This is a genomic window from Rhodopirellula bahusiensis (assembly GCF_002727185.1).
GTDB lineage: Bacteria > Planctomycetota > Planctomycetia > Pirellulales > Pirellulaceae > Rhodopirellula > Rhodopirellula bahusiensis.
Genome location: NZ_NIZW01000018.1, coordinates 94,629 through 115,077, shown reverse-complemented (window position 1 = coordinate 115,077; position 20,449 = coordinate 94,629). Strand labels below are relative to the sequence as shown.

Genomic DNA, 20,449 nt, shown 5'->3' with positions numbered 1-20,449 from the left:
AAGGACAACTGTCCTGCTCTGGTGCAGGGACTTGGATCGCTTCGCGGACGAGATGCGCCGACATCGCCCCAGAGGGGCCGTCTTCAATAGCTCGGGGTGGAGGCCCCGAGAATGAAGATGGACTTTGGCTAGACCGCTTTCGAGACGAACGTTTTGAAGCGAGGTTGCATTTCGTCTACCGGCTTGAAAGCCCGTGCTAGGGTCATTCGGGTGACGGTTGGAACTCGCGAGCGAACCGTTGGACAACTGGTCGCTGGGTCAGACGCGGGTTGATGTGCGGTCGCTTCTCAAGCAGCCACGCTTGGGCTTCGTCGGGCGTCATGCCTTTGTGAGCGATCAGCCAGCAGATTGCGATCGTGGCGCTGCGAGCACGGCCGGCTTTGCAGTGGATGTAGACCGCTTTGCCGCTTTCGACGTGTCGCTGAATGAACGCGACTCCCGTCGTGACGTCTTGCAGACTGGGGTGGGTGAAGTCGGTGATCGGAAGGTGCAGTTGCTCTATGTCATGCTTGGCATACTCATCGACTGGGCCGCAGTATTCTTCGCAGGTGTTGACGACACCGCCGACGTTGAGCTTGGCCAATCCCTCGACGTCGCGTGCAAATGGTCGAGCACCGACGATCACCAAAGGATCGATCCAGTCGAACCAATTGCGAACTTTCAAGACGCGTCCGAGCAGCATGTTCCACCACAACGTTGGTAGGAACACGACGCGGGCGTACAGGCGCCTCAGCCAGCCAGATTCGGTAGGGCCACTCACGCCGTGTGGATCGCCCGATCGTCAACCGCCATCGCGGCTTCGTGAACCGCTTCCGAAAGCGTCGGGTGAGCGTGACAGGTTCGAGCGATGTCTTCGCTGCTGGCTCCGAATTCCATTGCGGCGGCGGCTTCCGCGATCATGTCACCGGCTCGCGGGCCGATGATGTGGACTCCCAGAACACGATCCGTCGCCGCATCGGCGAGAATCTTGACGCGACCATCGATGTCGCCCAAAGTGCGGGCTCGTCCGTTGGCACCAAGCGGGCAAACGCCCTTCTTGTATTCGATGCCGGCTTCCTTCAGTTCTTCTTCGGTCTTGCCAACCATCGCGATTTCGGGATGGGTGAAGACGATTGCTGGGATGACTTCGTAATTCATTTCCGACGCGATGCCGGCCATCAGTTCGACGCAAACGACGCCTTCCTCCATGGCTTTGTGAGCCAACATCGCGCCGCCGATGCAGTCACCCACCGCATAGATGCCCGGCACGGAGGTTTCGAACTGATGGTTGACTTGGATGAAACCGCGTTCGTCGAGTTTGACGCCGGCCTCCTCGAGTCCCATGCCTTTGGTTGCCGGAGCACGTCCGGTCGCCAGGAGCACTCGATCGCAACGGATGGGATCGCCATCTTTGATTTCGACGACGCAAGGTTTCTTGTCACCTGGGTTGGGATCGACTTTGGCAGATGCGACAAAGGTTCCGGTTCGAGTTTCGATGCCCTGTTTCTTGTAGCTTCGATGAGCCAGGTTGGCCATCTCTTTGTCGAGACCCGGCATGATGCGGTCAAAGGCTTCCAAAACAACAACGTGGCTGCCGAGTCGGTTCCAGACGCTGCCCAGTTCCATGCCGATGTAGCCGCCGCCGATGACAACCAGTTCTTCAGGGACTTCTGGGAAGGAGAGGGCCGTGGTGCTGTTTCCGATTCGTTCGCCGTCTTCTTCGACGAAGGGCAGTTTTGCTGGGACGCTGCCGGGGCACAGCATGATCTGATCAGCGGAGACCAAGGTCGGTTGGTCGTCGGCAGCGCCTTCGCTGGGCGTGATCTCGATCGTTTCCACATCGCGAAGTTTGCCGCGACCGTGATAGGCAGTCACACCGCGGCGATCGAACAGCATGTCGATTCCGCCGGTCAGCGATTCGACGATCTTCTCTTTGCGTTTCATCATCACGTCGAGGTCCACTTCGACGTTGCCGACGTTCAGCCCATGGTCAGCAAATTTGTGCTGAGCCTCTTCGTACAAGTGGCTGGATTCCAAAAGCGCCTTACTGGGAATGCATCCGACTCGAACACACGTCCCGCCATAGCGAGGGTTGTCGTCGATGCAGGCGACGTCAATTCCCAGTTGAGCGGCGCGGATGGCGGCGACGTATCCGGCTGGGCCACCGCCCAAAATGACGAGTTCGTGACGAGCCGTTTTCATAGCAATTGAGATCGAGTGCGTGGCGAGAATCGTTGCAAATCAGGATGAATTGTCAGATACGCGAAGCGGTTTGTCGACCGGAGCGCGGTTGCTTTGCCGAGACAGGGACTTTGCGACGCAGAACGATCGCCAAAGGACGGCGGGCGATTCCATAGACGGCGGGCGATTCCATAGTCGCTTTCGCCGCGTCAGCCCGCGGTCGCGAGCGAGAACAGACGCCGACTCACACGTGAAAGCGTGCCGTAGGCGTCAGGTGTGGAGAGCAAGCTGCAGACTCGAGTGAGCCAGCGTTGCGAATTCCGGTGGCCTTCGGAGTGGCTCACTGGCTGGCGATTGCGCCGTCCATCGCGATGGTGTCGGCAAAGTCGTACGGGTGGAAGACTCGGCCGATGCGTTCAGCCAGCATCTGCAAGTAGAGCTTGCGGAACTTCGACTCGGTCGTTTCGCTGGTGTATTGGCCAGCGGTTGCCGGGTACATGAATTCGTCGATTTCTTTTCGGAAGACCACGGTTTCGGTTTCCACGTCCAGAACAGTCAGCATCACAGCGGCGGACCCGCGATACAGCGTGGCTCCTTCACGAAGCTTCATGCCCGTGAGTTCGATTGCCAAAACCTTCTCTGCGTCCACACCCTTGCCGATGTCCAGGAAGTCTGAGTTTTCCCAGCCGTGGGTGTCGCGGAACTCTTGGATCTCATCTTCGCGAACGAGGCGAATGTCTTTGATTTTGTTGAGCATGATGTCGCTGACTTTTCGCGACAAAGTTCGAGCAGCAATGTCTTCGCTGTATTGGCTGCGGTCGGTGAAGGTCACGATGGCGACCTTCGAATCCTTCAGCAGTTCACATTCCGCAGGGACTTGGTCAGCACCCACGGCGTGCATCAGGTTGGACATCAAACCCAGGCAACCGGTTTGAGTTGTCAAAAGCAAACCAGAAATCAGCAACGACGAAACGGTGCAAATGAGAGCGGTGGATCGAGCTGGCATGTTGAACGTCAAAGGGCAAGCGGCAGGAAAGACGACCGGAAACTTGGTCGTAAGCACTGCCAGCATTTCGACGCCACCCCAATCCGAACCCGTTCGCAAAATGCGTGCGAAATTCAGATCGAACGCTTGGCCTGATGTTCGGCTTCGCCGCTACAGAACCACAGGTGCGACGATCAATTCGCGTTCGACTTGGAACAACGAAACCTGCCAATCCGACTCGTCCTCATCGCGTGAAGGAGTCCATTGCAGTTCGATTTGGATCACGCCCTTGAATTGCCCGGTCGGATCTCGCCAATACGTGTCAACTTTTTCGCGACCGTATTTCTGGAAGACCCGTGGTCGACGATCGAGTTCCCATTCGACATCCGGTCCGACACGTTTGACGTCGGCGTAGGCACCGCTGCGAAAATTCTCAAGTTGCTCTTGGGCCGATTGGTCCATCTCGTAGGCGGCGTCCAACTTCATGGTGGAAACCTGGCGGTTGGGGGCCGATTTCTGCAGCTCCAACGCCAGGGCTTCTTCGCCGTTGGCCGCTAGTTCCAGGTACTGCTGAGCGAAGTAGCTCGCCTGGTCGCCCAGCGTTCGGTATTTCAGGTAGTGGACGAAGAATCCCGTCGATCCGAACAAGCAGGCCAGCACCAAGCCGATTCGAGCGACCATGGTTCCGACCGGTTTTGCTTTGCCGTCGTGTTTTCGCAGTGCAAACAAGCAAATGACGAACGCCAAAGCGGGCAGAACCAGCATCGGCTTGGCGACGGCGGCGGTGAAGCTGGTCAGCGAAATCAGAAAGCCGATGAAGGCACTGATGCGTACTGGTGCGACGTCGTCGACCACGACCGCTTCGTAACCCGACTCCGCTCCCATGCGGGGAACATCCCGTTCGCGATTGGCGGCGGTGGCCTTGGCGGCGCCGCCCAAAAACAACGACTTGGATGATTCAGGCTGGTTCATTTCGGCGAGGTGTACGAAAAGAGGACCGCGGGGAAAGATGGACCTGGGCTCTTACGCAGCTTCCCGCATTTCGGTTTGCATGCGGAGAGAATTCTTTTCGGAGAGCGTTTCATCGACGCCGAAGAGCCGAGAACGCAGCAATTCGGCGGCTCGTTGGGACGCACCCGGGCTCGCATGCTCATCTCGCAGCTTTTGCAGATCGCGACGAATTTTGGCGTAGTAGAAGCTGTCTTGCAGCATCGCTCGCATGGTTTCGGTCAGGAAATCGACCGCGGGTGCCGGGTCGCCTACGGAAATGAACTCGGGGAAAAGTTTGCGGCCGGCCATCAAGTTCGGAAGCGTCACGCTGTCGATTTTCAAAACGCGTTTGCCGACGGCGTGCAAGACTCGGCCGACGCGGTAGATGACTGCTGCGGGAGTTCCCCGGGCCAGTAGTTCCAGGCTGACGCTGCCGCTGACCATCATCGCGCTGTGAGCGGCTTCGATGATCTCGGACGTGCAATCGACGTAGAAATCGATCGGCAGGCTTTTGTCTTGTTCCGACAACTGTTCGCGGCACCAAAGGCACTGTTTGTCTCGGTAGGCCGCTACCGCGAATCGCACGTTGTCGCCTGACTCACCCAATTCGCGATGCAATCGCCGGATTGTTTCCAACTGGATCGGAAAGTTCGAACGGACTTCGTGATCGCGTGATCCGGGCAGAACCGCGACGATTCGTTCACCGGTTGATTGTTGGGAGTGAAAGCGACGCATCACCGCGGTGTCGAGTTGTTGTTCGGCGACGGCGTCGAAGAACGGGTGCCCGACCAGGCTGACGGGGATTTGATGCTGGTTGAAGAAAGTCTTCTCGACCGGCAGCACGGCGATCACGTGGTCCACGCTGCGTTTCATCTTGCGGGCTCGCCACGCACCCCAGGCCCACAATTGCGGCGGGCAATAGTAGTGAACAGGAATGCCGTACTTCTTGGCTCGTTTCGCGATGTGCCAGTTGAACCCGGGGAAATCCACCAGCACGACCGAATCGACTGATCCGGATCGAAAAATGTCTTCGGCTTGGTCCGCGAAACGAAAGAATTCGCGGATTTTGGGCAGGACTTCCACGATCCCGACGACGGCGTGGCGGGTGAGGTCCAAATCGACGCGACATCCGGCCGCGAGCATCGATGGGCCACCGAATCCACGGCAAACAATTCGTTCGTCGTTTCGCATCGCCAAGCCGCCGGGATTCGCCAACTGACGAATCAATCGAGCGGCGTGTTGGTCACCGCTGGGTTCCCCGACGGAAAAAAAGATGGTCTTGGTCACGTGTGACGGTCCCCGGCGATCGTGGAGCAAAGTTCAGCGTAGTGATATAGAAAACCGCCCTTCGGGAACGCAAGTTCGATCCGCTCTTGCCACTCCACCAAACCCGCGATACGCTTCGAAATGTTGAACAGGATGTTTCACACCGTGATGGTCAAGGAGGCCGATTCGGATGCGAAAAAATGGACCCCATGAGGCAGGAAGCCTCTCAGCAACGCATCCGTCGGCGTCGCTCTTTGGCTCCGATTCGAACCAGCCAGCTGCTGGCGAGCCATCGATTTCGATGGTGTCAATCAACGAATCGGCATCGGACGAAGCCGCTGATTCTTTGTTTTCTTCCTCTGCGACCCCCGCGGACGGTTCCGGCACCAACGGTCAGCAAGAATCGTCTGAGAAGACCGAGGCGAAGTGGTCCAGTCGCATTCCTCGATTGCGAACCGATTCCCGAGTCTGGCGTTTATCGCCGCAGGGGAAATTCCCAAAGATTGGTTCAATCCAAGTCAAATTACTGACCGGGACTCTGGTTCTGGTCGCTTTGGTGATCACGCTTGGCGGCGTTGGAATCATCGGTCTGTATCAGTACCGAAACTTGGCGGACGCGATCAGTTCGCGAGCCAAGGAATTGCCGATGGCGACGCAAATCGCTCAAGCGGCTGCGAAGGCTCGTGACAGCAACACGCGGCTGTGCCAGATGCGTGCGCAAGCCACGATGATCGATCCTTTTGGAATGCCGCACTCCAATCTGCAAATGGAGAATGACGAATTCCAAACCACGATCAATGAATTGGATTCAGCGCTCAGTCGTTACTCGACCATGGTGACGGCGAAGATCGAGCAACCAAAAGAAGTCGAGGCCGGTTCGACGCTGATCAATCCCGAAACGCAGCTCGCTTCGTTGGACACCATCCGAAGCATCCTGAACAACATTCAAAGCAATCAAAACAACCTGGACTATTTGGTCATTGATCGAAGGTCCAGTCGCAACAAGCTTGGCGAAAAGCTGGATGAGTTGGTCGGTCAAACTCGCGATCACTTGGTGCTGATTCACAGCCAAATGGCGGCGTTCAGTGACCACGTCAAAAGTCGATATCGACTCGGAATCGTTGTCGCCTGGGTCGCCTTTGCTGCCGCGATGCTGATCGCCGCCGTGATGGTGTGGGTGTTTCAAACCAGCGTGCTGGCGCCCTTCAATAATTTGGTCATCGGTGCTCGCCTCGTTTCGCGAGGTCAGTTTGGGCACCGCATCGATCTTGGCACCGGGGACGAACTCGGTGAGTTGGCCATCATCTTGAACGAGATGACCGATCGCTTCCAAAACAGCATGGCTCACATCGAAAAGATGTGCGACGAATTGGATCAAGAAGTGAAGGTGCGTTCTCAAGAAGTCATCCGCAACGAACAGCTTGCCGGCGTTGGATTCTTGGCCGCAGGGTTCGCTCATGAGATCAACAATCCGATGGCCGCGATCGCTTGGAGCGCTGAAGCGATCGAGTCGCGAATGAATGACTTGATGATGTTGCCTGACGACGAGCGTTTGCTCGACAGTGAGATGACCGAGAACTGGCGAGAGAACTTGCAGCGCATCGAAGGCGAAGCGTTCCGTTGCAAATCAATCATCGAAAAAATGCTGCTGTTCAGCCGCATGGGCCAAGTCGAGAAAACATCCTTTGACATCGTGCCGTTGGTCAACGATGTGATCGAAATGGTTGGGACGCTTGGCAAATACAAGTGCCAATCAGTCCAGTTGTTCGGCGCGGATTCGGCGACCGTCTATGCCAATGATCAAGAGATCCGACAGGTCATTTTGAATTTGGTGACCAACGCGCTGGAAAGTGTTGACTGCGATGGCAACGTGAACATCTACATCAATCAAGGTCCCAAGACGTCGACGATTCGTGTCAAGGACACCGGTTGCGGCATGTCCGCTGAAGTCCAGGCCCACTTGTTCGAGCCTTTCTTCACGCGACGTCGTGATGGCACCGGCACCGGATTGGGGCTCAGCATTTCCCACCGAATTGTTTGCCAGCATGGCGGCCAGTTGAGTGCTCGCAGTGAAGGCGAGAACCGCGGCAGCGAATTTGAATTGCGATTGCCAATCGCTGCCATCACAGAAGAAGTCACCTCTCCCGCGTATGAAAGTTGGAAATTCCAAGATGCCCAGCAAACCCAAGCAGCCTAAAGCCGACGGCATGCACATTCTTTTCGCGGACGATGAACCTCAGTTGCAAAAACTGATGGGCACCGAATTGCCGCGAATGGGATACCGAGTCACGGTGTGCCCGGATGGCGAAACCGCGGTCGATGTCCTGTCAAAGGAATCAATCGATTGTCTGTTGGTTGACCTCGATATGCCCGGGATGAGCGGCATTGATGTCATCGCTCGTGCACGCGAAATCCGGCCGGAAATCGAAGCGGTAGTGATGACAGGAAAACCCAGTCAAGAAACCGCGATCGAGGCTCTGCGTCACGGCACGTTTGACTACTTGATGAAGCCTTGTCGTCTGGCGGATATCTCCGCTTTGATGGGGCGAGTCAGCGAACGCCGGGAATGGAACCGTTTGGTCGCCGCTCTTCGCCATCGCTTGCAGCGAGCTGAAGGCGACTCTGATTTGATTGGTGAGAACCAATCGATGAACGCAGTGCGGAAGCTGATCGCGAAAGTGGCCCCCACCGAGTCGACCGTCTTGATTCGCGGCGAGACCGGCTGCGGCAAGGAGTTGGTCGCTCGAGCAATCGCTGACGAAAGCCTTCGCAACGAGCAGCCCTTTGTCGCGATCAACTGTGGTGCTCTTCCGGAAACATTGATCGAGAGCGAACTGTTCGGTCACATCAAGGGTGCTTTCACGGGAGCTGACTCGGGACGCATGGGGCTGTTCGAAGTCGCAAGCGGCGGCACCTTGTTCTTGGACGAAGTCGGCGAGCTTCCTTTGGCGGTTCAAGCCAAGTTGCTTCGCGTTTTGGAAACTGGTGACATTCGTCGGCTTGGTGATAACCAGAGTATCAAAGTGGACGTGCGAGTCGTTTGTGCGACGCACCGCGATTTGGAAAAGATGGTGACGGAAGGCACGTTCCGCGAAGACTTGATGTTCCGCATCAACACGTTTGAACTTCGATTGCCGGCCCTGCGTGATCGCATTGATGATCTGCCAGCACTCGCCGAACACTTGCTGCGTCGCCATCGTGCGGATGGTGCCGACGGTCAGCTGTTCACGGAAGCCGCGATGGCTGAGTTGCAATCGCACCAGTGGCCCGGCAACGTTCGTGAGTTGGCCAACGTGATCGAGCACGCTTCGGTGCTATGTGATTCGTTGCCGATCGATCTGGAGCACTTGCCACAGCATTTCGCACGTCGGCAGCTTCGTGCGGACTTGGCTGATTCCGCTCCGATGACAATGCGAGAGATTGAACAGCGGGCGATCGAGCGATCGATGACTCGGCACAACGGCAACAAGAAGGCCGTGGCGGAAGAGCTCGGGGTGTCGCTGAAGACGCTCTACAACAAGCTGAACGCGGCATCCGAAGCAGCTGAAGCGGCCTAGCTCTTGCGTCACGCGATCGTTGAATCAACATCCGTGCGATGGACTTCCAAGTCCGTCGAAAGTCTTTGCCCCCGACGGACTTGGAAGTCCATCGTACTAGGAATTGGCCGATGGCTGGCTCGTCTATTTGTCGGGATTTGGTTGACTCGGGTGTTTGGGGGTAAGATATTTGCGCCGCCTCAATTTTGAATTGTGGGCACCCACACGCAAGTATCCCCATCCCGCCCGGTTTTCATGAAACTCATTCTTAGAACCATTGCCACCGTTTTCGCGGTTGTCATGGTGCCCGCTCTCACGCACGCTGAGACGAAATCGCCCAACGTCCTGATCGTCATGGCGGACGATTGCACGTACAACGATCTGCCGATGTACGGGGGCCAAAACGCGAAAACGCCGAACTTGGATCGGCTTGCGAAAGAAGGCATGACTTTCGACCGAGCATTCCTCGCCGAAGCGATTTGCCAGCCCTGTCGCGCCGAATTGTATTCGGGGCTGTACCCGATGCGGAACGGTTGCAATTGGAATCATTCCGCCAGTCGCGGCGACATCGAGAGCATGCCGCAGCATATTTCGAGAGCAGGCTATCGAGTCGGTTTGGCAGGCAAGGTTCACGTCTCGCCGGACTCCGCGTTCCCGTTTGAAAAGGTGGATGGTTGCGACAAAAACTGCGTTCGCAATCCGACTCGAGAGATGGAGTTGGATTCCATCCGTGAATTCATGGCTCGCGATGAAGACCAGCCCTTTTGTTTGGTGGTCGCTTTGGTCGAGCCGCATGTGCCTTGGGTGATGGGTGACGCCAGTGCGTATCCGCCTCGCAAGTTGAAGTTGCCACCCAACATTGGTGACACGCCCGAGACTCGATCGGCGTTTGGTCGCTACTTGGCCGAGATCACTTACATGGACGACCAGTTCGGCCAAATCGTCCGAGAGCTGAATGCGGTTGGGAAGTCGGAAGACACGCTCGTTCTGTTCACGTCCGAGCAGGGCTCGCAGTTCCCAGGCAACAAATGGACGAACTACAACACGGGAGTCCACACGGGTTTGATCGTGAAGTGGCCCGGAGTGGTGAAGCCAGGAACCAGGACCGATGCCTTGGTTCAATACGCCGATGTGTTGCCGACTTTGATGGATGTGGTTGGTGCGAAGTCGCAGACCGATACCTTTGATGGATCCACCTTCGCAAGCGTGCTTCGCGGCGAGAGCGACGCCCATCGCGAGTATGCCTATGGGACGCACAACAATGTTCCCGAGGGACCGTCGTACCCAATTCGGTCCATCACCGATGGACGTTACCACTACATCCGCAATCTGAAGAACGAGAACCTGTACATTGAAAAGCACTTGATGGGCATCAAGGGCAGGGGTGAGCTGAACAACAAGTACTGGCAGACTTGGGTGTTTCAGAGCTTTGAACAGCCGGAAATTCTACGACTGATTCAGCGGTACCAACTGCGTCCCAGTGAAGAACTCTATGACTTGACGAACGACCCGTACGAGATGACCAACTTGATCGACGATGCAAGTTTGGCCGGAGTTCGCGAGGAACTGGGGCAAGAGCTGGATCGATGGATGGAGTCGCAGGGCGACCCGGGCGCGGCGCAAGATACCACGGAGTCCTTGCGGGCAGCCAAACGTGGTGAGCATCGGTTCGGGGTTGGAACCGACAGGTAAGGTATGTTGGCGATCGGGGGCCCCGATCGCTTACTCGCGGGTCGACCGAGAGGCCTCGGTCGACTACAGCCAGAACGGTGGGCGGCAGGCGGATCGGTCGACTACAGCCAGGTCGGCCGGTGGAAGAAGGATCGGTCGTTTACAGGCGGATCGATCGACTGCGGCCAGGTTGGTCGATGGCAGCTTGCCTAGATCACTGGGCAGACGTCGAACCATTCGCGTTTTTGATCAAACAGCCACTGCGAGCATTCTTCCGGGCCCCACAGGCCGGTCGGATACGTGTGCAGTGGCGGTGCGGCTGGGCTGCGCCATGCTTCGATGATCGGATCGATGATGCTCCAAGCGAGTTCGACTTCATCGCCGCGGGCAAAGAGACTGGCGTCACCTTGAACCGCGTCGAGCAACAATCGTTGGTAGGCGTCGGGCATCTCTTCGCCGCCAATCGAGTCTTGGAAGTTGAAGTCCAAGTGATTGGTTCGGGTCTTCATTCCGGCGTCGGCAACTTTGGTTTCGAAGTGCAGCTGGATGCCCTCGGCCGGTTGGACTTGGATGACCAAGCGGTTGCCGAGTTTGGTCTTCGACTTCGATCCACCAAACAGTTGGTGAGGAACGTTTTTGAACTGAATCACGATTTGAGTCGTTCGGCATGACATCCCCTTGCCGCTTCGCAAGAAGAACGGAACGCCCTGCCATCGCCAGTTGTCGCAGTAGAGTTTCAGTGCGGCGAAGGTTTCGGTTTGACTGTTCGCTGGCACACCTTCTTCTTGCAGGTAGCCGGCGTATTGACCGCGAACGGTTTGGGCAGCGAAGTCGCCGCCGGTCATTTTGCGAACGCTGTGCAGCACCTTGACCTTTTCGTCGCGAACCAACGCGGCATCGAATTTCGCGGGCGGTTCCATCGCCGTGATCATCATCAATTGCAAGATGTGATTTTGGAACATGTCACGGAGAATGCCACTGTTGTCGTAGTAGCCTGCTCGGCGACCGATGACGACTTCTTCTGCCACCGTGATCTGCACGTGGTCAATGTAGTTTCGATTCCACAGCGGTTCAAAGATGCTGTTGGCAAACCGCAATGCAAAGATGTTTTGCACGGTTTCTTTGCCGAGGTAGTGATCGATCCGATAGATCTGGTCTTCTCGGAAAACGTGGTGGATCGATTCGTTGAGGCGTTGTGCTGTTTTAAGATCGGTGCCAAACGGTTTTTCGATGATGACACGTCGCGGTCCGGTCTTGTCGCACGCGAGACCCGCGGCACCAAGTTGTTGGATCGCTTCTTCGTACAACTGTGGCATCGTCGACAAGTAGTAGACTCGCCCGGTTGATTTGCCTTCTTCGATTTCGTCCAGGAACTTCGCGAGAGACTGAAACGAATCGGCGTCTTTGATGTCGCCGGCTTGGTAATAGATGTTGGGAGCGAACGAGTCCCATGCTTCGGCGCTGAACGATTTACCGACGAATTTCTCGGTCGTTTCGCGAAGAGATTTTCGCCATTCAGAGTGTTCGTAGGGGCTTCGCGAGACACCGACGATGCGAGTCGATTCAGGCAGACGGCCGCGAGAAAAAAGTCGGAAGAGCGCCGGCACCAATTTGCGGCTGGTCAGGTCGCCACTGGCACCAAAGATGACAATTGTATGAGACATGGTCTGCGCTGCGGGTCAAAAGGAATCGCGATCAAACGGAAACAGAAAAGAGATGTGCGTTGATTGGTCGGAACCGAAGTTCGCCGCAGAGAGCTTTGCCGTGAGGTCGCAAATCGCATCGCCGAGGCTCAGTCATCTTCATCGTCCGGCTTGTCGGGGTCGAAGGATTCCGGGTCGAGGTACTCTGTGCCACTGGGGTCAAACTCGCTCGAGCCAAATTCATGATCGTCCAGGAAGGCTTCGTCGACGTCATCATCGAACGATGCGAGATCATCGTCGATCGTGCCGGGATCCAAAAGGTGTTCAGGGATGTTGCGGCCGTCTTCGGGGATCCAGCGGATGGTCGGGCGAGGTGGATCAGACAGTGACTGGTCGCATTCCATCGCCAGCCAAGTTTGACCTCCGGGGCCGTCGGCGGTGTCGCCCGTCGTCACCTCTTCATCACCAGCCAGCAGGTACAGCGAAGCGTGTCGAAGGAAACGTTCCACGTCTTCGGCCACATATTCCGCGAGTGGGAAGACAGCTTCCATGTCGGGCAAATCGAATTGGCCGTTGCCGACCGTGTCCATGATCGCGAATCGGTTGTCGTCGACATAGACGCGGACGTTGGTCCACATGTCCAGTGGCGGCAGTTCCAAATTCCAAGCGTGATTGAGTCCTTGGCGCAGGACGTTTTCATCGCACAGAATTTCGCCGCCAGGATTGAAGTAGCAAATCGCATCGGGTGACTCGAGGATCGCTGCGACCGCTTTTGTCAAAAAGTGCAGCTCATCGATGGCTTCGTAGTCATCAGGGACGAGCGGCAGGTCGTCTTCATCCTCGTCGTCCTCTTCTTCCGTGCCCAAGACGTAGCTGATCAGCAAGCGAATGTGGCTGGTGTGTTCGGATTGGATGTCCGGCATGTCATCCCAGTGCCGGGTTTGGTCGCAGGCTCGGGAAAGGCAGCCGGGGAACGCAAGCGGACCGAATTGGCCCAGCGACCAAGCGACAAAACGCTCGGGCGATTCGTCTGGATCACCCATGTCATCGGGCCAGGGAATCGAGGCGGGAGTCACCAGCAGATGGCCGCCGACTTCTGGTCGGAAATCAAAAATCAGGGTTTCTGGCGAGTCTTCATCTTCGAGTGACTCCTGGCGACCCGCCAACTGAAATTGGCTCAAACGCGACTGGATTTCGTCCATCTCGAGCGGACGGCGCAATAGCACGCACATGCCCTGGGTGAACAATCCTTTCGCCATCAATCCAATTCTCCGTGTCCGGTTGGGTTCAAACCGCGAAGTTTACCCGCATTGCACCAGTCTCACGACCCCCGCACGCGCGGAGGGAATGAAGCGTGTTGGTCGTCTGCGATCAGGGGGAAAAGGCGCGGTTTGAAGCGTTGAGCCTACTCTGACGCAAACGTGACCGCGCACTTTTATGGCGTGTTGTTCGCCCTAGGGTGTTCATTCTAAAGGCGTGGGCCCCCTGGCGGCAATGTTGAGTCAATTGTGTATTCGGGCTTCACAATTTTACTTGAGTGGAGCGTCTCTCCACTTCGGCACACGTAACGGTTGTAAGATCTTTTCCTGTTAATGCGTTTGGTGATAGGGCGCAAAATTTTTCATGTGAAAGGCGATGGCATGCCGCCCAACCTGGGTACCCTCTCTGCGGATTTTGCGCTAAACTTGCGCGTTGGATGCAGACATTCCTGAGAAGGCAATGGTTGGTCTGCTTCACCTTCGAACCTGCAAAGTGCAGTGTTTAGTGATCCGAATGCGATGGCCGGTCGTAGAAAAGATCCAGTGGCAATTGGCCGGGGGTGGAGGGGAGGCCTGCCCTTTCATCGGCGGATGTTAAATCGGTACAGGCATTCATGATTGATGGAAACTTTTTGAAGGGGTTTCCAGATGATTACGTTTACCAGTCGTGTGACATAAATCGATTGAAAACACCCTTGTAGTGATGTAGTTTCAGCTACTGCAGGGGGGTAAAGTTGAGCGTTGTTTGATTTTCTAAATGTCTCTCTCGCTAGAGGGGATAGTTGGAAACATCCCTTTTTGCTTGCATTGCGTGTTTTTCCACGTGATTTGCATGGGGGGGATAGGTCACTCATCGCTCGGATGACCGGATCGTTCCTGGCCTCTTGGCGTTAATAAGCTAAGATTTGATGTGCAAAGGATCGTGCGGTGCGACGTCGATGGTTAGATGCGTCACATGTCAACTAAACCGGTTTTCGTTATTAGTTGCTTGAGTTACAACCCGCTATTTACCCCTTGATTGCCCAGCAGCCCTCCACGGCTCCCGCTCATACCTCTTCTCTGAATGGAAAAACTGATGTCAAAACGCCTACTGATCGTCGACGATCACGAAGTCTCCCGCTTGGGGACACTATCCGCCCTTGAAGGGACCGGAATTGATGTGGTCGCGCAAGCTGACAAAGCAGCCGACGCTCTGGAGATTGTTTCGAACACTCCACTCGATGCTGTCTTGCTCGATATCCGGATGGAAGGCGGAGATGGCCTGAACACTTTGGGCCGTATCAAGCTCGATCACCCAGACCTGCCGATCCTATTGTTCTCGGGTTATGACAACCCAACCTACGTCGCTCGTGCAGTTGCACTGGGTGCCTGTGGTTACATCCTGAAGACGGCGCCCGTTTCGCGTCTGATCGAAGCCTTGAACTTGGCTTTCGATGGTCAGCAGTCGTGGACCCGCGAAGAACTTCGCCGAGTCACCGGTGCCTTGGCGACTCCTCGCATGAACCAAGACATCGACGTTCCGTTGACTCAACGTGAAAGCGAAGTCCTGCGTCAAATGGCTTTGGGTTTGACCAACAAAGAAATCGCCAAGATGCTCGGCATCAGCTACGAGACCGTCAAAGAGCACGTGCAGCACATCCTGCGTAAGCTCGGCGTTTCGGATCGAACTCAAGCTGCTGTATGGGCCGTTCGCAAGAACTTGGTCTGATCTTTTAAAAGTTTGTCGATACCGGTCGCCCTCTCGCCATGATTGCGGCGATCGGAGAATGAAATTGACGTCTCGCACTTTGGCAACGCATTCACGCGGTTGCCGAACTTCTTTTCTGCGGACGTGTCTGGCATTGGACGAGTCGAATGATTCCTCGTCCCGCAGAGTTTGCAAACCACTTGCTGCTCAGACTGCCTGGCCACTCAGACTGTTCGTTTCGAACGGATTTTGGCCCGTGAAATGTTTTGAGAAAACGTTAAACTGCTCGCTCGTTCCATGACCCTCTTTTTTGACTTTTGTTCCGGACGTACTTGATGTCTCCTAGAAAAGGCAGCGATTTCGCTGGTCTGTCCACCGCCATTGTGACCCCGTTTCGTGATGGACAAGTCGACGAGAAACGTTTGGCTGAACAAATCGATTTTCAAATCGATGCTGGCGTGACATGTCTTGTCCCGTGCGGAACCACCGGAGAGTCGCCGACGCTGACACACGACGAACACGAACGCGTGATCTCGCTGACGATTCAGCACGTCGCCGGGCGTGTCAAAGTCATGGCGGGCACGGGCAGCAACAGCACGGCGGAAGCGTTGAGGTTAACTCGTCGTGCCGCTTCCGAAGGTGCCGATGCGACTTTGCAGGTTGCTCCGTACTACAACAAGCCAACCCAAGAGGGCATGTACCAGCACTTCAGTGCCGTTGCAGAAGCCGTTGACATTCCAGTTTGCGTTTACAACATTCCCGGACGCTCGGCGAAGAACATCGAAGTCGACACGATCGTGCGATTGGCGGAATTGCCAAACATCACGATGGTGAAGGAAGCCACCGGATCGTTGGACCAGTGCACCGCCGTCTTGGGTGCCACGAACCTAACCGTGTTGTCGGGCGACGACTCGTTGACCTTGCCAATGATGAGCGTCGGAGCCGAAGGCGTGATCTCGGTCGCTGCCAACTTGGTCCCATCGGTCTTGTTGGAAATGGTTCAAACCGCGGCAGCCGGCGATTACACCAAAGCGGCTGAACTGCACCATCGTTTGTACTCGCTTTGCAGCAAAATGCTGGGCCTCGCGACCAATCCAATCCCGGTCAAAGCGGCAATGCAAATGGTTGGTCGCGACACCGGTGAGATGCGTTTGCCAATGGTTCCACTGGACGATGCTGACCGAGCGATCTTGCAAGAAACGCTGACGAAGTTCGGCCTGGAATCGGCGATCACCGGTCAGTTGCAAACCAGCGGTGCTTAAGCGTTTGGTAAATCGGAATCACTGAAGCTGAAGAATGCGGCGTCTTTGGGATGCCGCATTTTTTTGCGCTTGTGGGGTGTTCGGCTGGCGTTGGGGTTTGGCGATTGAGTGGCCAACTGCCGGCATTGGGTTGGCGGGGGACGCCTCGCTTTGTTCCAAAGCATCGGTTGGGGCGCCAGGTTGAAACCTGGCCTACGTATAGGCACCGTCGACGGCTGGTTAGGACAGTGGCGAGAAGGGGGGCGTGCCGAGTCTGATATCACTCAAGCGGAGATTGGGTTACGCACCTGCTAGTTGAGCTTTGGCGTCGACGCTTTCGCCTGAGTGCCAGATGGTGAAATCGTTCTCGTCGCGAATCACTCGGTTGTAGGTCGTGTCGCGTTCGATCGGATCGCGGCCTGCTTCGCGAATCAGGTCCTTGATTTGATCGACGGACATGAACTCGGGGGTCTTTGCTCCAGCGTCGTGATAAATCAACTCATGGCGGACCGTTCCGTCGATGTCGTCGGCACCGTAAGCCAAGGCAGTCTGAGCGGTTTCGATCCCCAACATGATCCAGTACGCCTTGATGTGTTGGACGTTGTCCAGCATCAAACGGCTGATCGCCATCGTTCGCAGATCCATCAAGCCCGATGGCTTTTTTAGATCGGAAAGCTTGGTGTTGTCGGGGTGGAAGGCGAGCGGGATGAAGACTTGGAACCCGTTGGTTTTGTCTTGCAGTTCACGCAGTCGCATCAGGTGATCGATGCGGTGGTAGGCTTTTTCGACGTGCCCGTACAGCATCGTGCAATTGGTCTTCAAACCAATTTGATGGGCCGTTCGGTGGATTTCGAGCCACGCGGGCGTGTTGGCTTTGTGTTCACACAGTTGGTCGCGAACTTCGGGATGGAAGATCTCGGCACCGCCGCCGGGCATGCTGCCCAGACCCGCGGACCGCATGTCATCGAGGACCCATTCGAAGGACTTCTTGGTTTGAAAGCGGAACCAATCGATCTCGACAGCGGTCCAGGCTTTCAGGTGAATCTTCGGGTAGTTCTCTTTCAGCATCGAGATGATATCGCGGTACCACTCGTACTTTCTTTGGTGGTGCAATCCGCCAACGATGTGCATTTCGGTGCAACCGTTGGCCGTTGCCTCGGCACCTCGATGCAGGATCTGCTCATCCGACATCGCGTAACCGTTTTCGTCCCGCAAGTCTTTCCGAAAGGCACAAAACCGGCATCGATACACGCACACGTTGGTCGGGTTGAGGTGCGTGTTGATGTTGTAATAGCCGACGTTGCCGTTCTTTCGCTCGCGAACGAAGTTTGCCAGTTCACCGATCTGCTGAATCGACACTTCCGGTTCGTAGAGAAACAAACCGTCTTCCATCGACAGGCGTTGTTCTGATTCGACCTTGTCACGAATTTCGCGAAAACGGGCGTCTCGTTCGTTGGCTTGCATGGTGATGATTCGAGTGGAAAGGCAAATCGTAGGAGGAGTCGGCTGGCTCGTTCTTAACCGCTAAACGAAGCAGTCGATCACTCCGGCGGTCATCAGGATCACGCTGACAATCGCATTGGTATGAAAAAAGGCTTGGTTGACGCGAGACAGGTCGCTCGGCGAAACCAAGCGGTGTTGGTAAATGACCAAAGCGGCGGTCAGCAACACGGCAATCAAAAACAAAAACCCCAGGCCGGACGCACTTCCGGTCCAGGCCAGCAGCCCCAGTGCTAAAATCATCGCGACATGCGAGATCGCCGCAACCCGCAGGGCACCGGAAACGCCTCGTCGAGACGGGACGCTGTGCAATCCCTCCGCGGAATCGAACTCGGCATCTTGGCACGAATAGATGATGTCGAAACCCGCGACCCAGAACGCGACCGCGACGGCCAGCCATCCAGGAACCCAGAAATCGCCGGGGTGTTGAAGCACAACCTCGCCGCGAATCGCCGCCCAAACGCAGATCGGCGATAGGCTGAGCGCGATCCCCAGCCACAGGTGCGCCGACGAGGTGAAGCGTTTTGCCAGTGAGTAGCCGCAGAGGAAGAGCAGCACCGGGATGGAAGCAAAAAGCGGCAGTCGGTTGGGAAGAAAAAGCAGTGTCGCGGCAATGAAACCGAGGCCGCACACAACGGTGAAGCCGAGCACCGCCGGAGCAGACAGCTTTCCCGCCGGAATGTGCCGAGTCGCGGTACGTGGATTCGCGGCGTCAATTCGCCGGTCGACCCAGCGGTTGAATGCCATCGCGGCGCTGCGTGCCAGAACCATGCACAGCAGAATGCCGACGATATCCTGCAACCGGACGGTGGGATAAGTCGGCGGTGAGGTTCCCGGCATCGGCGTCGACCACGCCAGAAACGCAGCCAGAATCGCGAAAGGCAACGCGAAAATGGTGTGCGAAAAGCGAATCAGGCCGAGCCAGTCGTTCAGTTTTGCCATCGTGGTCAAATTCTCACGCGTCCTTCCATCGCTGGATCAATCCATTGTCCAAACCAATTTGGTCCATGATCCTGGCAACGACAAAGTTGACCAGGTCCTCGATGCGTTGGACGTCGTGGTACCAACCCGGCATCGCGGGCAGCATCACGGCCCCGGCTGCGGCGAGTCGGTGCATGTTCTCGATTTGCAGAACGCTCATCGGTGTTTCGCGAGGCACGATGACCAGTTTGCGGTGTTCCTTCAGGTGCACTTCAGCGGCTCGTTGAACCAGGTTCGATGCAGCCGAACGAGCGACGCCCGACAGCGTGCTTCCGCTGCACGGGCAAAGCACCATCGCGTCGGTCAGGAACGAACCGCTGGCGATGGGAGTCATGTAATCGTCGTGTTGGTGATAGTGCAAGCGATCGTCGCCCGCGGAGTCGATCGTATCGAATTGCGGAGCAGGTTCACTGGCCCAAGCCGGCACGCAAGCGAGCAACGCGTTGAGGTCAGGTGATCGCAGATCCAGTTGCAGGCCCATCTCTTGTTGCAGCACCGCCGCACCACTGGGGCTGATCGTCAGATGAACCTCCACGTTGGTGTCCCGCCGCATCACTTGCAGTAAACGGACCGCGATCGGAGCGCCCGAGGCTCCCGTGATCGCCAGCACAATTCGGCGGCGACGTTTGGAATCGTCACTCATGTCGCCACCAAGGCTTCACGTTCGCGATGAGCCGCCATCTCCGCGTGGTTGGTTTTGCCACCGGGCTTTTCGCCCACGTAGATCGTCGCGACACCCAGCGTCAGCGGACGGAAAGTGACGTGTTCCAGACCGATGTTCCGCATTCGATTGGCCAGGGCGTCGCCGCAGGGAAATTTGCCGACGGATTCAGGCAAGTACTCGTACGCGGATTTGTCGTTGCGAGCCATCCACTGGCCAATGCGAGGCAGGACGTGCCGGAAGTAAAAGTTGTAGGCCTGTTTCAAAACCGGCAGCGTTGGTTGTGAGAACTCGAGCACGAGGACTTGGCCGCCTGGTTTGCAAACGCGAGCCATCTCGGACAAGCCCTGATCGGTGTCGGCGATATTTCGCAAGCCAAACGCGACGGTCACGCACTGGAAGGAATCATCGTCGAACGGCAGCGCCATCGAATCGGCTTCCAAGAACGGGATCGTGTGTCGTCCGGATCCACCCGCCGCATCTCGCGTTCGTTTCGACTCTTTGTCTCGAGCGATTTCCAGCATCGCGTGGCAGAAATCGCTGCCGACGACTTGGACGTCTGCTCCCGCCGAATCGGCGATCGCGATCGCTAAGTCACCCGTTCCGCAACACAGGTCCAGAATCGGAGCATCCCCATCGATGTTCAACGTTTGAACGGCTTTGCGTCGCCACCACTTGTCGATGTTCAGTGACAACAGGTGATTCATCACGTCGTATCGCGGCGCGATTTGCCGGAACATTTCGCGAACTCGCTCACCGCTCTTGTCCAACCCCTCGTTCGACGGTGCGGGACTCGCCGACTCATCCGCCGAAGCATTGGACTGGTGGGACGGGTCAACGTTTGGGACACTCATGTGACAACTTAGGAA

The 20,449-nt window shown here is 56.5% G+C and carries 16 protein-coding genes; 5 read left to right on the top strand and 11 right to left on the bottom strand.

All coding sequences use genetic code 11. The features are described 5' to 3' along the window. Positions 1-202: 202 nt before the first annotated feature. From CEE69_RS21645 to CEE69_RS21625, 5 genes are all read right to left on the bottom strand, one after another. Positions 203-760, bottom strand: coding sequence for a phosphatidylglycerophosphatase and protein-tyrosine phosphatase 1 family protein (locus tag CEE69_RS21645; RefSeq protein ID WP_233215504.1), 558 nt, complete (start codon positions 758-760; stop codon positions 203-205). Continuing rightward, positions 757-2,181 carry a dihydrolipoyl dehydrogenase gene (gene lpdA / locus CEE69_RS21640; RefSeq protein ID WP_099262694.1) on the bottom strand — a complete coding sequence of 475 codons (1,425 nt, stop codon included), beginning with the start codon at positions 2,179-2,181 and terminating at the stop codon, positions 757-759. The genes CEE69_RS21645 and lpdA overlap by 4 nt, the downstream gene beginning before the upstream one ends. 319 nt (positions 2,182-2,500) lie before the next feature. Further along, positions 2,501-3,265, bottom strand: a complete 765-nt coding sequence (locus CEE69_RS21635; protein WP_099262693.1) for a hypothetical protein — start codon at positions 3,263-3,265, stop codon at positions 2,501-2,503. 51 nt (positions 3,266-3,316) lie between these two features. Then, complete coding sequence (locus tag CEE69_RS21630; protein WP_099262692.1) at positions 3,317-4,117, bottom strand: hypothetical protein; 801 nt, start codon at positions 4,115-4,117, stop codon at positions 3,317-3,319. 51 nt (positions 4,118-4,168) lie between these two features. Continuing rightward, positions 4,169-5,422 (bottom strand): lipid-A-disaccharide synthase, encoded by a 1,254-nt coding sequence (locus CEE69_RS21625; protein ID WP_099262691.1) that lies wholly within the window; start codon positions 5,420-5,422, stop codon positions 4,169-4,171. Between the two features lie 280 nt (positions 5,423-5,702). Here CEE69_RS21625 and CEE69_RS21620 point away from each other — a divergent pair, with 280 nt between their 5' ends. The 3 genes from CEE69_RS21620 to CEE69_RS21610 all read left to right on the top strand — a co-directional run bounded on the left by CEE69_RS21620 (position 5,703) and on the right by CEE69_RS21610 (position 10,629). Further along, positions 5,703-7,598, top strand: a complete 1,896-nt coding sequence (locus tag CEE69_RS21620) for a sensor histidine kinase (RefSeq protein WP_099262747.1) — start codon at positions 5,703-5,705, stop codon at positions 7,596-7,598. 10 nt (positions 7,599-7,608) lie between these two features. Beyond that, a complete protein-coding gene (locus CEE69_RS21615) occupies positions 7,609-8,958 on the top strand; it encodes a sigma-54-dependent transcriptional regulator (protein WP_099262746.1) in 1,350 nt (449 codons plus the stop codon). A gap of 234 nt (positions 8,959-9,192) precedes the next feature. Continuing rightward, complete coding sequence (locus CEE69_RS21610) at positions 9,193-10,629, top strand: sulfatase family protein (protein ID WP_099262690.1); 1,437 nt, start codon at positions 9,193-9,195, stop codon at positions 10,627-10,629. A gap of 188 nt (positions 10,630-10,817) precedes the next feature. Here the strand turns inward: CEE69_RS21610 and zwf are convergent, their stop codons facing one another. After that, on the bottom strand, positions 10,818-12,272 hold the full coding sequence (gene zwf / locus CEE69_RS21600) for a glucose-6-phosphate dehydrogenase (protein WP_099262688.1): 1,455 nt from the start codon (positions 12,270-12,272) through the stop codon (positions 10,818-10,820). Positions 12,273-12,400: 128 nt separating this feature from the next. Continuing rightward, the gene (locus CEE69_RS21595) at positions 12,401-13,510 is read right to left on the bottom strand and encodes a DUF4261 domain-containing protein (RefSeq protein WP_099262687.1); all 1,110 of its coding nucleotides are present in this window, start codon (positions 13,508-13,510) and stop codon (positions 12,401-12,403) included. A 1,075-nt stretch (positions 13,511-14,585) separates the two neighbouring features. On the opposite strand from CEE69_RS21595, the gene CEE69_RS21590 reads away from it, so the two are divergent. Then, entirely contained in the window at positions 14,586-15,218 is a 633-nt protein-coding gene (locus CEE69_RS21590) for a response regulator (RefSeq protein ID WP_099262745.1), read from the top strand. Positions 15,219-15,532: 314 nt separating this feature from the next. Continuing rightward, positions 15,533-16,459 carry a 4-hydroxy-tetrahydrodipicolinate synthase gene (dapA, locus tag CEE69_RS21585; RefSeq protein WP_099262744.1) on the top strand — a complete coding sequence of 309 codons (927 nt, stop codon included), beginning with the start codon at positions 15,533-15,535 and terminating at the stop codon, positions 16,457-16,459. 279 nt (positions 16,460-16,738) lie between these two features. On the opposite strand, the gene mqnE is transcribed toward dapA, so the two are convergent. From mqnE to ubiE, 4 genes are read right to left on the bottom strand one after another with little or no spacing between them, the layout of a single operon-like run. Further along, on the bottom strand, positions 16,739-17,902 hold the full coding sequence (gene mqnE, locus CEE69_RS21580; RefSeq protein ID WP_099262686.1) for an aminofutalosine synthase MqnE: 1,164 nt from the start codon (positions 17,900-17,902) through the stop codon (positions 16,739-16,741). Between the two features lie 60 nt (positions 17,903-17,962). Beyond that, positions 17,963-18,880, bottom strand: coding sequence for a UbiA-like polyprenyltransferase (locus CEE69_RS21575; protein WP_099262685.1), 918 nt, complete (start codon positions 18,878-18,880; stop codon positions 17,963-17,965). A 13-nt stretch (positions 18,881-18,893) separates the two neighbouring features. Further along, positions 18,894-19,562, bottom strand: a complete 669-nt coding sequence (locus tag CEE69_RS21570) for a UbiX family flavin prenyltransferase (protein WP_099262684.1) — start codon at positions 19,560-19,562, stop codon at positions 18,894-18,896. Next, a complete protein-coding gene (gene ubiE, locus CEE69_RS21565) occupies positions 19,559-20,434 on the bottom strand; it encodes a bifunctional demethylmenaquinone methyltransferase/2-methoxy-6-polyprenyl-1,4-benzoquinol methylase UbiE (RefSeq protein WP_099262683.1) in 876 nt (291 codons plus the stop codon). Before ubiE ends, CEE69_RS21570 begins: the two co-directional genes overlap by 4 nt. Positions 20,435-20,449 lie beyond the last annotated feature (15 nt).